The sequence below is a fragment of the Nocardiopsis sp. iso_40 genome (genome assembly GCF_056173285.1).
Genome location: NZ_CM149666.1, coordinates 2,046,001 through 2,058,743 on the forward strand (window position 1 = coordinate 2,046,001; position 12,743 = coordinate 2,058,743).

The window sequence follows — 12,743 nt, forward strand, 5'->3', positions numbered from 1 at the left end:
CGCCCCCGTGCGTTCGGCGGAGACTTCCGGCGCCCCGGTCACCGGACGCGCACCCGTTCGGCGGGGAATGTGGAATTCCCCCTTCACGAGACGGGGGAGTGCGGTAGCGTCCAAAGCCTGCGGGCACCACACGTGTTCCCCTTTGCGCGTACCGTGACGACCCGCGCGGGAACCGGCACGCACCACGCGTGGCCTCCGGTGCCCGCGCCGAGTCCGTGGGAGGAGCGCAGTGGGTCAGTCAGGGGGCGCGGGGCGCGGGATCAGGACGCAGCTCAACCGGATCGTGCTGATCCCCAGCATCACCTTTCTCGCGCTGTTCGTCGTGCTCAGCGCGGCCACGCTCGCCCAAGCCGTGTCCCTGCGCTCGTCGGTCGTCGACGGCAGGGCCGGCACCGAGCTGGCCGGGGCGCTCACCGCGCTCCAGACCGAGCGCCGCCTGAGCGTCGAGTTCCTCGCCGACCCGGGTGACGCCAGCCGCCAGGCCCTCGTCGAGGCGGCGGCGGAGACCGACGGGGCGCTCGCCCGGGTCAGGGAGGCCCGCGGGGCCCTCGACGGGGACGGCGACGAGCCCGCCCCCCTCAGCCGGGCGTTCTTCGGCTCCCTCGGGGACGTGGAGGACCTGCGCACGGACAACCTCACCGAGCCCGGCCGGACCGAGGCCGTCCTGGACACCTACACCGTCGCGATCCACGAGGGTATTCGCCTCTACTCCGAGACCGTCCGGGGCTTGGACGACGGACCGGCCTCGGACGCGGCCTCCGCCGCCGGCAACCTGCTGTGGGCCCAGGAGAGCTTCGGCCACGCCGACGCCCTCGTCACCGCCGTCCTGTCCGAGCGCCGCCTCTCCAGGGCCGAGCAGGCCGACATCGCCTCCCTGACCGGAGAGGCGCGCCGCCGACTCGACTCGCGGAGCCCGGAGGGCGGGCGGGCCGAGGCGGACGCCGGCGGGACGGCGCCGCGGACCGGTGAACCCCCCGCCGCGGATCCGCTCACCGGGAGCGACGCCTGGCGGGAGGCCCTGGGGATCGCCGACACCATCACGCACCACGAGGCACCGGTCAACACCGACCCCCTCACCGGAGAGCAGACCCGGAGCCCGGCGCCGCCGGCCGGACTCGACGGCTGGCGCGACGCGGCGGACGAGGTCACCGCCGGGCTGGCCGAGGCCGCCGCAGGCCAGACGGCCGCCGTCGTGGACCTCACCGAGGCGGCCAGCTCCTGGATGTTCACCCTGGCGGTCGGGGGAGGGATCACCTCCGTGTTCGCCGGCACCGTCGCCTACGGGGTCGCCGCCCGTTCGGCCAGCCGACTCACCTACCGGCTCGCCAGGCTCAGGGCCGAGACGCTGGGTATCGCCCGCAACGACCTGCCGCGGATCGTGCGCCGCCTGGAGGCGGGGGAGAGCGTCGACCTGGACACCGAGATGAAACAGCTCGACCACGGCACCGACGAGGTCGGCCAGGTCGCCGACGCCTTCAACACCGCGCAGCGCACCGCGGTCGGCGCGGCGGTCAAACAGGCCGACATCCGGGCCGGGGTCAGCCGGGTCTTCCTGGGGATCGCGCACCGCAACCAGTCCCTCGTGCAGCGCCAGCTCCAGCTCCTGGACCGGGTCGAGCGCGAGGAGGAGGACCCGGACCTGCTGGAGAGCCTCTTCCAGCTCGACCACCTGGCGACCCGGGGGCGCCGCCACGCGGAGAACCTCATCATCCTGGGCGGGGCCCAGCCCGGACGGCGCTGGCGCCACCCCGTCCCGCTCGTCGACATCCTGCGGGGCGCCATCTCCGAGACCGACGAGTACGCCCGGGTCGAACTCGTCTCCGTCCCGGACCTGGCGCTGGCGGGAGCGGTCGTCGCCGACGTCATCCATCTCCTCGCCGAGCTGGTCGAGAACGCGACCGCCTACTCGCCGCCCCACACAGACGTCACCATCGCCGCCGAGAACGTCCCCAAGGGGGTGGTGGTCGAGATCGAGGACCGCGGCCTTGGAATGACCGAGCACGACCTCGCCGAAGCCAACACCACACTGTCCGAGGCGCCCGAGTTCGACGTCATGACCCCTGGCACCGACGGACGTCTCGGCCTGTTCGTGGTGGCCAGGCTGGCCCGCAAGCACGACATCGGAGTGCAGCTGCGCCCCTCCCCGTACGGGGGCACCCGGGCCGTGGTGCTCCTCCCCGGGACCCTGGTGGCCGCCATCAGCGGTCCTGGAGCGGAACGGCCCCGGGTCGCGGCGCTCGCCCGTTCCGGAGCGGGCGGTCCCGACTCCCCCGAAGCAGCAGGTCCCCGGGACTCCGCGGACCTTCTGGCCGCCGAGGCGAGGACCGCGCGGCCCGTGCTGAGGTCGGTCCCCGAGCACGGCGGTCCCCAGAACGGACCGCGCGAGCGCGCCCCGGGCGCTCCGGTGCTCCGCCAGGTGCCGGACCTGGACCACGAAGCCGAGGAACGGGTCCCGGAGGAGGCTCTGGCGCCACTGCCCAAACGGGGGGCCGACGACCTCAGGGTCGGCGCCGGGCCGGGCCGGGCCGGGCTGCCCAGACGTAGGAGGCAGACCAACCTCGCCCCCCAGCTTCGCGGCGGTTCCGACCACGGGGAGGAGGCCGCGCGCGAACCGGAGCCGGCGTCCCACCGGAGCCCCGAACAGGCGCGCCGGATGATGGACGCCTTCAGTGCGGGGACCCGGCGGGGTCGGACCGAGGAGAGCGGTCCGACCGGGTCCGGACACAGCAGTGATGACCAGGTCGGTGCAGGCACCGGCGACCATACGGGAGAGAGCGACTGAGATGGTGGGCAAGAGCAAGGCGGCGGACAACCTGGACTGGCTCCTGGACGACCTGGTCGACCGTGTCGTCGGGGCCAGCCACGCGATCGTGCTGTCGGCCGACGGCCTGTTGCTCGGGCGTTCCCGGGGGTTGGTCTCGGAGGACGCCGAGCACCTGTCCGCGTTGGCCTCGGCGTTCCAGAGCCTGGCCCGGGGGACGGGGCGGCACTTCGGCGGCGGGGACGTCCGCCAGACCGTGGTGGAGATGGAGCACTCGTACCTGTTCGTCACCGCGGCGGGGGCGGGGGCCTGTCTGGCGGTCCTGGCGACGGAGGACGCGGACGTGGGCCTGGTCGCCTACGAGATGAACCTGAGGGTCAAACGGGTCGGCCAGTTCCTGACCGCGGCACCCAGGCGCCCGGGCCAGCTCACGGCCATGGGAGGCGGAGGATCGTGAGTATCTTCGGTGAACAGCGCGGGTCACCGCTGTCGGGTGGGACCCCGGCGGTGCGGAGCGAGGAGGGGCCCGACCCCTCCCGCAGGCAGCCCCCGGTCTGGCACCGCGGGCGGGGGCACCCGACCTCCGAGGGGCCCTCCAACGGGGTCACCCCGGGCGACGCGCCCGCAGGACCGCTGGTGCGGCCCTACACCATGACCAAGGGGCGGACCCGGCCCGGTGCCGGGGGACGCGGGCTGGACCTGATCACGATCGTGGTGGCCGCCCGCGACCGCGCGGACCGCCCCCGGGACCCCGAACTCCAGGCGATCCTGACGCTGTGTCGCAGACCCATATCGGTCGCGGAGATCTCCGCGCGCCTCGACGTGCCCCTGACGGTGGTCAAGGTGCTCATCGGCGACCTCGTGGCCGAGGGCGACGTCCGCACCCGGGCAGCGATGCCCGTGGCCCAGCTTCCCGAGAAGAAAGTACTTCAGGCGGTACTCGATGGCATCCGCAGACTCTGAGATCCGGCCGGGCGCACAGGAGGCGATCCCGCAGGCAGTCAAGATCATCGTCGCCGGGGGGTTCGGCGCGGGCAAGACCACCATGGTGGCCTCCGTCAGCGAGATCACCCCGTTGAGTACGGAGGAGGTGATGACCGAGGCGAGCCAGGGGGTGGACGACCTGGGGGGCGTGGAGAACAAGACCACCACCACGGTCGCCCTGGACTTCGGCCGCATCACCATCAACGACGACATCGTGCTGTACCTGTTCGGGACGCCCGGGCAGGACCGTTTCTGGTTCATGTGGGACGAGCTGGCGGAGGGCGCCCTGGGAGCCGTGGTCCTGGCCGACACCCGGCGCCTGGACACCTGTTTCCACGCGGTGGACTACTTCGAACGGCGCGGGGTCCCGTTCGTCGTCGCGGTCAACCGCTTCGAGGGGTCCACCCCCTACGAGGCGGAGGAGGTGCGCGAGGCCCTCGACGTGCCGGCCGAGGTCCCGGTGCTGATGGCGGACGCACGGGAACGCGAATCCGCCAAGGAGGTCCTCGTCCGACTGGTCACCCACGTCATCCACAGTCGCAGCCCGGCTCTGAGCGGCTGACCGGGTGCCCCCCGTACCCCAGCACCGTGTCGGTCCGGTATACGTTCAGGAGATACGCCCGTCAATGTGGTGTTGAACGCTACAATGTCGCGGCAGTGACCACCGCTTCGGCGGTGCGCCCATCCACCTCTCGTCTGAATCCTGGTATGCGAAACTCTGACCGACTTCCCCCACGCGAACTGCCCAAGCGGCGTTCCGGACGCCACCGCAACCCGCTGTCCTTCGACAACTGGTTCGGTACCCCCGCCCTGATCATGGCGGTCCCGGGCACGGCTGAACAGGCCAGGGACGCCGAAGGTGAGTTGATCGGTGCCCGAATGGCCGACCTCGTCCGGGCCTACCGCCCCGAGGTCACCATCAGGTTCGGACACACCGAGGGCCGTGAACACAGCCTCAACGAGGCCCTGGGCGGGCTGGAGAAATCCGGCGACCGCCCCCTAGCCGGCGTCGTGGTTCCGCTGGTCACGGCTCCGCACGCGGGAACCAGTGCCGCTGTGGAGGCCGCGGTGGCCGAGGCCGGTGCCGACGTCCGCGTCACCGAGGGGCTGGGCCCGCACCCCATGCTCGCCGAGGTGCTGCACCTGCGTCTGGCCGAGGCCGGGTTCGTGCGGGCCGACCGTATGCGCCTGATCAGTGTCACGGCCCGGAACACCACCATGGCCGACGGAGTCGTCGTCGGTGCCGTCGGCGGAGAGGGCGCAGTGGGCGCCGCGGGCGTGACCGCGGTCCTGCTCGCGGCCCGGCTCGGTCTGACCGTGCTCCCCGCCGACCTGGAGAACGAGGCCGCGCTGGAGCAGGTCGTCTCCCAGCTCCGCCAGGGCGGTTGTCAGCGTCCGGTCATCGCGCCCAGCGTGCTGGGGCCGGAGATCCCCGCGGACCGACTCGCCGATCTCGCCGAGCGCTTCGGCGCCCGGGCGGGCACACCCCTGGGCGCGGACAGTCTCCTGGGCAAGATCGCCGCGCTGCGCTACGCCGAGGTGCTGAACTCGCTCGGCGTGGAACAGCCTCCGACCGCGGAGGAGCTTCCCGCACCGGTGGGCTCCCGACACCGTCCGGAGTCCTGATTCCGCGACACGCCCCGCCAGGATCCTGTTGCACAGGGCCGCCCGGACTCCGGGCGGCCCTGTTGCGTTGATTGGTGTGACCTGCTCTCTCCCCGGGCGAGACGCGCCCTAACACGGGCTGCGGTGGACGCTTCCGCAAAGAAGGATAACTAGTAGTGATTGTTTGACAACGTACGGCAATGGTTTTTCGATAGCCTCGGCAGGACCGAAAGCCGCCGCGGCACCTGTCCAGGACGCCTCGGCACCCGCACGGGCTGGAGGGGGCCATGCGCAGAACTCACGCGTCCACCCGGACGATCCGCGGGCAGCTCACCCGCATCGTGCTGATCCCGAGCCTGTGCTTTCTCGCGCTCTGGCTCATCGTCACCACACTCGGCACGGTCCAGGCGGCACAGCTGATGAGCGCCGTCAGCCAGGCCAAGGAGGGCACGCAGACCCTCTCCCGGGCGGCGACCGAGCTCCGTGCCGAACGCCGACTGTCCATGGTCCATCTGGGGATCCGGGACAGCGGTGACACCTCGACCCTCCAGGACGACCTGGACGAGCAACGGGAGAGTACGGACGGAGCCCTCGGTGAGGCCGTGACCCTGGCAGAGCGGCTGCGCGGCGGCCGGGACGACGAGGTGAACCGCAACGCCGCCGCGCTGGCCGAGAGCCCGGACGAGCTCGCCGCCCTGAGAACCGCCGTCGACGACGGTTCGGCCAACCGTGAGGAGACCCTCTTCCGCTACGGGGGGCTCCTCGACTCCCTCGCCGACACCGCCACGTCCCTGCTGCACACCACCGAGGGCGGGGAGAACCTCACCGACGCCGTCCTCACCAGGGAGCTCCTCGCCGCGCGGGAGGACTACGCGACCGCGGACGCCCTGCTCGCCGGGGTCATCCCCGCAGGACGCATGACCTACGAGGAGACGGCGCACTTCACCTTCCTCACCGCCTCCTACCGCGCCACCCTGGGCGCCGTCACCCACGCGATGCACCCGAGTATCAGGGCCCAGCACGAGGCTCTGCTGGAGGAGGAGGCCTGGACGACCGCCGAAGGGCTCAGCCGAAGGGTCGTCACCCGGCCCCCGGTCGCCGAGTCCGACGAGACGGTCCCCGGCCAGGAGCCCCTCGCGGAATGGAACTCGGAGATCGACGTCGAGGCGGACGAGTGGGACGCCTCCTCGCCCGCCGCCGCCCTCGCCCTGGGCGACATCGCCCAGGCCCAGACCGAACGCACCGTGGACCTGGCGTGGAGCGCCGCACTCCTCAGGGTCGCCCTCGGAGTGGCCGCGGCGGCCGTCACCCTGCTCGGCGGTGTGGTCGCCATCTCCCTGGTGAGCCGGTCCTCGCGACGCCTCACCGAACGCCTCGCCTGCCTGCGCGAACAGATCCTGGACCGGGACGCCGACCTGCCCGACATCATCGACCGCGCCCAACGGGGAAGCAAGGTCGACGTCGTGGACGAGCTCCCGCCCCTGGACGAGGAGGGAGACGACGAGATCGGACAGGTCGCCGAGGCGTTCGACAGCGCCCAGATCACCGCGGTGGAGGCCGCGGTCCGGCAGGCCGAGATCCGACGCGGCGCCAACCGCGCCTTCCTCGGGATCGCCTTCCGGAACCAGACCCTGGTCCAGCGCCAACTGAGGCTGCTCGACGAGATCGAGTACAACGAACAGGACCCCGAGGCACTGCGCCAGCTCTTCCGCCTGGACCACCTGGCCACCAGGGCCCGCCGCTACGCCGACAACCTCATCATCCTGGGCGGCGGCCAGTCGGCCCGGCGCTGGCGTCAGCCGCGGCCCCTGGTGGACGTGCTGCGCGCGGCCATCGCCGAGACCGAGGACTTCGACCGGGTCCGGCTGATGTCCGCCCCCCGGGTGCTCATGCACGGACAGGTCGTGGCGGACATCGTCCACCTCCTCGCGGAACTGGTGGAGAACGCCACCCAGTTCTCTCCCGCGGGCACCCCCGTCGACGTCAGGTGCAGCCCCGTCGGCGGCGGACTGGTGGTGGAGATCGAGGACCGCGGCCTGGGCATGTCCGAACAGGGGTACGCGGCCGCCGAGCGCACGCTCACCCGGCCGCCGGAGTTCGACGTCATGGCACTGCCCGACGACCCCCGGCTGGGGCTGTTCGTCGTGGCCCGCCTCGCCGAACGGCACGGTGTCCGCGTGTGGCTCAACCCCTCGCCCTACGGAGGCACCCTGGCCACCGCCCTGATCCCGGACAGCCTCCTGGAGCCCGCGGACGCCCCGCTCACGGTCACCAGCGCCCCCGTGGGCGCCCCAGCCTTCCCCGGCGCCCTGGGCGGTTCGGGGCCGCAGGGGCGGGTGCAGCCTCCGGCCCCCCAGGGCCCGTTCCCGGGTTCCGGACCCCGGGTGCCGTCCGGAGCCCAGGGGGCCAACGGCCTCCCCGGGCCCTGGAACCAGGCCGGCCCCTCGGGCCCGCAGGGCCCGTTCGGGCACCCGGGGGAGCAGGGGCACTCCGGGCTCCGCCACCGCAACGGCGTCCCCGGCCCGCAGGGACCCTTCGGGCACTCCGGCAGCCAGGGACCCCACGACCCGCCCTCACCGAACACCTCATCCTTCCCGACACCGCCAAGAGGAGGACCCAGTGAGCGTTGAGGGCCGCCACGCCCGTCGCCTGACGGACCGCGGCACGGACAGCCGCCCCCAGGGGTACGAGCCCAGACCCGCCGACCGGGGGGAGGACGCGCAGACCGAGCGGTTCCTGCGCCCCTACGCCGTTGACGCCGGGGCCGCGGAACTCCCCGGGCCGGCCACCACCGCGTCCGCCGACCTCGATCTGCTCACCCTGGTCATGGCGGCCCGCACCCCCGGACGCCACGAATGGCTGCGCCCCGAACGGGAGACCATCCTCAACCACGCGTTGAGGGCCCGGACCGTGGCCGAACTGGCCGCGGCTGTCGGTCTGCCCACCGGCCAGGTCCGCGCGATGGTCGCCGAGATGGTCTCCGACGGCTCCCTGCAGCGCTGCGGCCCCTCCCGCCCCCTGGGCCGGGAGGACATCCTGCACGCCGTCCTGGTCGGGCTGCGCTCCCTGTGAGAACCCCCCGGTCCCTGCCGCGCCCCGAACCGGCCCTGCCGCGGGCGGCCGCGTCCGGCTGTTGCTAGCGTGCGCCCATGCGCAGCACCGAACACATCGGCATCGTCGGAGCGGGAATCGTCGGGCTGGCCCTGGCCCGCCACATCACCCGCCACCGTCCCGGCACCCGGGTCACCGTCATCGAGAAGGAGAACCGGGTCGCCGCGCACCAGACCGGCCACAACAGCGGTGTCGTCCACGCCGGGCTCTACTACCGGCCCGGATCCCTCAAGGCCACCCTGTGCCGCCGGGGCGTCGGTCTGCTCAGGGACTACTGCGCCGAGCACGGCCTGCCCTACGAGGAGGCGGGCAAGCTGCTCGTCGCGGTGGGCGCCGAGGAGGAGGCGCGCCTGGACGACATCGAGCGCAGGGCCCGGGAGAACGGCGTCCCCGGTGTCATCCGTCTGGGCCCCGAGGGGATCCGCGAGATCGAACCCCACGCGGCCGGGGCCGCGGCCCTGCACTCGCCCACCACCGCCATCACGGACTTCGTCGCGGTCGCCGAGCAGCTCGCCGACGACGTACGCCGCTCCGGCGGCCGGGTCCTGCTCAACACCCCCGTCATCGACCTGAGACAGGACCACGACGGTGCGGAGGTCCTCGCCGGGGACCCGAAGGCGGAACGGGTCGTCCACCGGTTCGACCGACTGGTCCTGTGCGGCGGGCTGCAGAGCGACCGGCTCGCCCGGATGGCCGGAGGATCCGCGGACCCGCGGATCGTCCCCTTCCGCGGCCACTACCACGAGCTCGTCCCCGAACGCCGGGGCCTGGTACGCGGGCTCCTCTACCCGGTCCCCGACCCCCGGTACCCCTTCCTGGGCGTGCACCTGACCCGGCACGTCCACGGCGAGGTGATGGCCGGACCCAACGCCCTCCTGGCCACGGCACGCGAGGGCTACCGGGCCCGGGACCTGCAGGTCCGCGAACTCGCGCAGACCCTGGCCTGGCCCGGGTTCTGGCGGCTCGCCCGCAGGCACTGGGCCGTGGGCGCCCGGGAGACCCTGGTGTCGGCCTCCCGGGCGGTGTTCGCAGGCCAGGCCCGCCGCCTGCTCCCCGAGCTCACCGCCGAGGACCTGCGCCCCGCCCCCGCAGGGGTGCGCGCCCAGGCCCTGGGCCGGGACGGAGACCTGCTGGACGACTTCCACGTCGACACCCGCGGCCGTGTCGTGTGCGTGCGCAACGCCCCCTCGCCCGCGGCCACCTCGGCCCTGGCCATCGCCGAGTTCCTGTACGACGGGTTCGTCGGGAGGCACTGACCCGCGCCCGAAACGGTACGGGGTGTGTCGGAACGGAGTTATCCACAGGTTCGGCCACACCCTGGTACTGGCCGCCGTCCCGGCCGACCATGGAGGAACCGGTGGTCCGGGACGGTCCCGTGGTCATCGGCGGAGGTGACCATGACCCTGACCAGGTGGGCCCCGGTGGCCCTCGCCACCGTGCTCGCGATCGTTCTCACGGCGGCCGCGCCCGCCGTCGGCCCTCGAGGAGGACCCTTGGACGGATTCACGATCGGGCACCTGCCCGCCCGGATCGGGGCGGAGGCCTCGACCGCGGACTTCAACTACGAATGGGAGGGCGTCTCCTTCACCTCCCGGGCCTGGGAACAGGCCAAGGACGGTGGCGGGTTCCAGGTACTGCTCCAGGTCCTGGTTCTGCGCGGGGAGGAGCTCACCGACCTCTCGGCGGTCCGCGCCTTCCTCGCCCGCTACCACGAGCGCGACCCCGAGGCCTGGGAACTCGAGGACTTCGACAACAGCGGGACGCCCGGCCTGTACGGCGGGAACGAGGCCTTCTGGTCCCCGGACGAGGGGGTCGCGGTCGAGGTCCGCGACCCCTTCGGCCTGCTCGGGGAGGAGGAACTGCTCGCCACCGCCCGAGGCGTCGGCCGGCAGGACCCGGCCTAGTCGGAGCGGTGGCGGGTCGGGGCTCAGCAGCCTTCGAGGACCTCCCGCAGCGCGGTCTCCTCGTCCGGGTCCACGGTCAGGTCCCACACGTGCTTGACCTCGATCCAGGAGACCACGTAGTCGCAGTGCGCGGACTCCAGCGGGGGCAGCCAGTCCGCCGGGTCGGAGTCGCCCTTGGAACGGTTGCTCGACGCGCTCACCGCCCACAGCTGAGGCGCGTCGAGGTCGTTGGCGAACTTCTGCCGCTGTTCGGTCGACCACGCGTGGGCGCCCGACCGCCACCCCTCCTTCAGGGCCACCGTGTGGTCGATGTCGAGGTCCTGCGCTTCGGTGAAGGTCTCCCCGTCGAACTCGCTGTACCAGGACCCCGATACCGGCTGGCAGTCGTCGTCGGTCTCCACGTTCTCCCCGTCGCGGAGCAGGACCACCTGGCGGGTGGTGCAGTTGTCCTCGACGCCGGAGTCCCAGTGGGGGAAGAGCGCGCGGTCGTATCCGGGCGGGTCCTCCTCGGCCTCGATCCGGAGCTCTTCCATCTGCTCTCTGGCCTGCTCGACGTCGGAGGAGGCGGTACCGGAGGAGTCCTGGGGAGCGGTGGCGGAGTCGTCGGTCTCCAGGTCGATCACACCGAGCTGTTGCAGCACGAAGGCGGCGATCACCAGGGCGCCGACCACGCTTCCGGCGATCGCGGTCAGCTTGGACACGGGTTTGCCGTTCTTCGAGGAGGGACTTTGGGCCATCAGGGAACTCCAACACTGTCTTGCTTCCCGCGACGGGCGGGTCGTCCGGTCCGGGCCCTTCAAGCTTGGCCCATCACCGGAGCGGCGGGAAACAGGTACGGGGGGCGATTCCCCGCCGTTCAGCGCGGGTGTCTCCCACAGGTCCGGGCCGAGGAGGAGCAGGCCGGACAGGGCGCGGCTGCCGTCGCCCCGAGGTGCCCGGCCGGTATCAGTTCCCCGCCTCTCGTCCGGCCCGTCCGTCCGGTCCGGGCCAGTGCTCCAGGGCGCGCACGAAGCCCTCCACCAGTAGGTCGTAGCTCTCGTTGATGCCCTCGGGCATCCCGAACCCGCCCCGGGCCTCCAGGTCGATGAACCCGTGTACGGCGCTGCGCAGTGCACGGATCGTGTGGACCAGCTGTTCCTCGGGGATGTCGAACCCGCGCAGTACGGCCGCGATCACCTCGACGGGTCCGGCGAAGGCCGCGTACGCCTCGGTTTCCGAGGGGACGGGGGCCTGCTGGATCGAGGTGTAGCCGCCGGGGTGCTCGTGCGCGTACCTCCGGTAGGCCCGGAACAGCGCGCGCACGGCCTCGGGTCCGGACCTTCCGACCGCGGCGGCTTGGAGACGGCCGCTCAGTTCGGCCACGGCGAGGAGGGACACCTCCCGGCACAGCCCGGCCAGGCTGTCGACGTGCTTGTACAGGCTCGGGGTCGCGACTCCGAGCCGTTTGGCCACCGCGGCCAGGGAGAGGGCCTCGAACCCTCCCTCGTCACTGAGCGCGGCGGCCTCGGCGGCGACCAGTTCGGGGGTGAGACCGGCCCTAGGCACCGGCGTCCACCCTCTCGATGAGCTCGGTGATGACGGGCACCACGACGTCGGGGCGCTGCGACTGCGGGTAGTGGCCGCATTCGGGCGCCATCACGAGGCGGCCGCCGACGACGGAGGCCGCCCACCGGGCCTCGGCTCGGGGATCCTTCCAGTCGGGGTCCCGTTCTCCCATGACCACGACCGCCTCGGCGTTCGGATGTTCGGAGCCCTCGATCCACTCCACCGACCGCTTCGGGCCGTTGACGGTCGCCAGGACCGCGCGGTAGCGGTCCGCGGGGCGCAGCATCCGGCGGATTCTCCCCAGCTGCTCGCGGTGCCCCTCCGGGGTCCGCCCCGTGTGGAGCCTGTCGTAGAAGAGGGCCAGTGCATGGGGACCCCAGAGGCGGGTGAGGAGGAGCCTCTGCAGGGCTCTGGTCGCCCGGGTGGACCTGGGCGGCCGTAGGAAGGGGGCGAGCAGGGCGATTCCCGCCACCATGTCGGGACGGTCGAGGGCGGCGATGGTCACCGCTCCGGCCCCCAACGAGTTGCCGACCATCACTGCCGGCCCTCCGCCCAGCTGCTCGGCCAGGGCGATCGCGTCGGTCGCCGCCGCGTGGTCGGTGTGGTCGTCGAAGGCGGTGTCGCTGTCCCCGTGACCGCGTAGGTCCATAACGGCCACGCGGTGCCCCGCGGCGGCGAGCGCGGCGCCCACGAACCGGAAGGAGGACCGGTGGTCGAACATGCCGGGAACGCAGATCACGGTGGTTCCGGTGTGCTCGGCTCCGTACAGGTCGTAGGCGATCCGCCCCTCGGGGCGCTGGAGGTGGTGCATGGGTGCTCCCTGGTCCGCGGCA

The 12,743-nt window shown here is 72.6% G+C and carries 12 protein-coding genes; 9 read left to right on the forward strand and 3 right to left on the reverse strand.

Going from position 1 to position 12,743, the window contains the following annotated elements; genetic code table 11:
• The first annotated feature begins 229 nt into the window (after positions 1 to 229).
• From AC0VYD_RS09080 to AC0VYD_RS09120, 9 genes are all read left to right on the forward strand, one after another.
• Positions 230 to 2,782 carry a sensor histidine kinase gene (locus AC0VYD_RS09080; protein ID WP_475479448.1) on the forward strand — a complete coding sequence of 851 codons (2,553 nt, stop codon included), beginning with the start codon at positions 230 to 232 and terminating at the stop codon, positions 2,780 to 2,782.
• Between the two features lies 1 nt (position 2,783).
• Entirely contained in the window at positions 2,784 to 3,218 is a 435-nt protein-coding gene (locus AC0VYD_RS09085) for a roadblock/LC7 domain-containing protein (protein WP_191273643.1), read from the forward strand.
• Positions 3,215 to 3,724, forward strand: a complete 510-nt coding sequence (locus AC0VYD_RS09090; protein WP_475479449.1) for a DUF742 domain-containing protein — start codon at positions 3,215 to 3,217, stop codon at positions 3,722 to 3,724. Before AC0VYD_RS09085 ends, AC0VYD_RS09090 begins: the two co-directional genes overlap by 4 nt.
• Entirely contained in the window at positions 3,705 to 4,307 is a 603-nt protein-coding gene (locus tag AC0VYD_RS09095) for an ATP/GTP-binding protein (protein WP_473040540.1), read from the forward strand. The genes AC0VYD_RS09090 and AC0VYD_RS09095 overlap by 20 nt, the downstream gene beginning before the upstream one ends.
• Before the next feature lie 146 nt (positions 4,308 to 4,453).
• Positions 4,454 to 5,371 carry a sirohydrochlorin chelatase gene (locus AC0VYD_RS09100; RefSeq protein ID WP_475479450.1) on the forward strand — a complete coding sequence of 306 codons (918 nt, stop codon included), beginning with the start codon at positions 4,454 to 4,456 and terminating at the stop codon, positions 5,369 to 5,371.
• Between the two features lie 266 nt (positions 5,372 to 5,637).
• Positions 5,638 to 7,980, forward strand: a complete 2,343-nt coding sequence (locus tag AC0VYD_RS09105; RefSeq protein WP_475479451.1) for a sensor histidine kinase — start codon at positions 5,638 to 5,640, stop codon at positions 7,978 to 7,980.
• Positions 7,970 to 8,422 (forward strand): DUF742 domain-containing protein, encoded by a 453-nt coding sequence (locus tag AC0VYD_RS09110; protein WP_475479452.1) that lies wholly within the window; start codon positions 7,970 to 7,972, stop codon positions 8,420 to 8,422. Before AC0VYD_RS09105 ends, AC0VYD_RS09110 begins: the two co-directional genes overlap by 11 nt.
• 77 nt (positions 8,423 to 8,499) lie before the next feature.
• Entirely contained in the window at positions 8,500 to 9,717 is a 1,218-nt protein-coding gene (gene lhgO, locus AC0VYD_RS09115; protein WP_475479453.1) for an L-2-hydroxyglutarate oxidase, read from the forward strand.
• A 141-nt stretch (positions 9,718 to 9,858) separates the two neighbouring features.
• Positions 9,859 to 10,365 (forward strand): hypothetical protein, encoded by a 507-nt coding sequence (locus AC0VYD_RS09120; RefSeq protein ID WP_475479454.1) that lies wholly within the window; start codon positions 9,859 to 9,861, stop codon positions 10,363 to 10,365.
• A gap of 23 nt (positions 10,366 to 10,388) precedes the next feature.
• On the opposite strand, the gene AC0VYD_RS09125 is transcribed toward AC0VYD_RS09120, so the two are convergent.
• The 3 genes from AC0VYD_RS09125 to AC0VYD_RS09135 form a co-directional block, all read right to left on the reverse strand.
• Positions 10,389 to 11,102: a GmrSD restriction endonuclease domain-containing protein gene (locus tag AC0VYD_RS09125; RefSeq protein ID WP_475479455.1), complete on the reverse strand. Its 714-nt coding sequence runs from the start codon at positions 11,100 to 11,102 to the stop codon at positions 10,389 to 10,391.
• A gap of 208 nt (positions 11,103 to 11,310) precedes the next feature.
• Positions 11,311 to 11,910 carry a TetR/AcrR family transcriptional regulator gene (locus tag AC0VYD_RS09130; RefSeq protein ID WP_475479456.1) on the reverse strand — a complete coding sequence of 200 codons (600 nt, stop codon included), beginning with the start codon at positions 11,908 to 11,910 and terminating at the stop codon, positions 11,311 to 11,313.
• Entirely contained in the window at positions 11,903 to 12,721 is an 819-nt protein-coding gene (locus tag AC0VYD_RS09135) for an alpha/beta fold hydrolase (protein WP_475479457.1), read from the reverse strand. The genes AC0VYD_RS09130 and AC0VYD_RS09135 overlap by 8 nt, the downstream gene beginning before the upstream one ends.
• Positions 12,722 to 12,743: the final 22 nt, after the last annotated feature.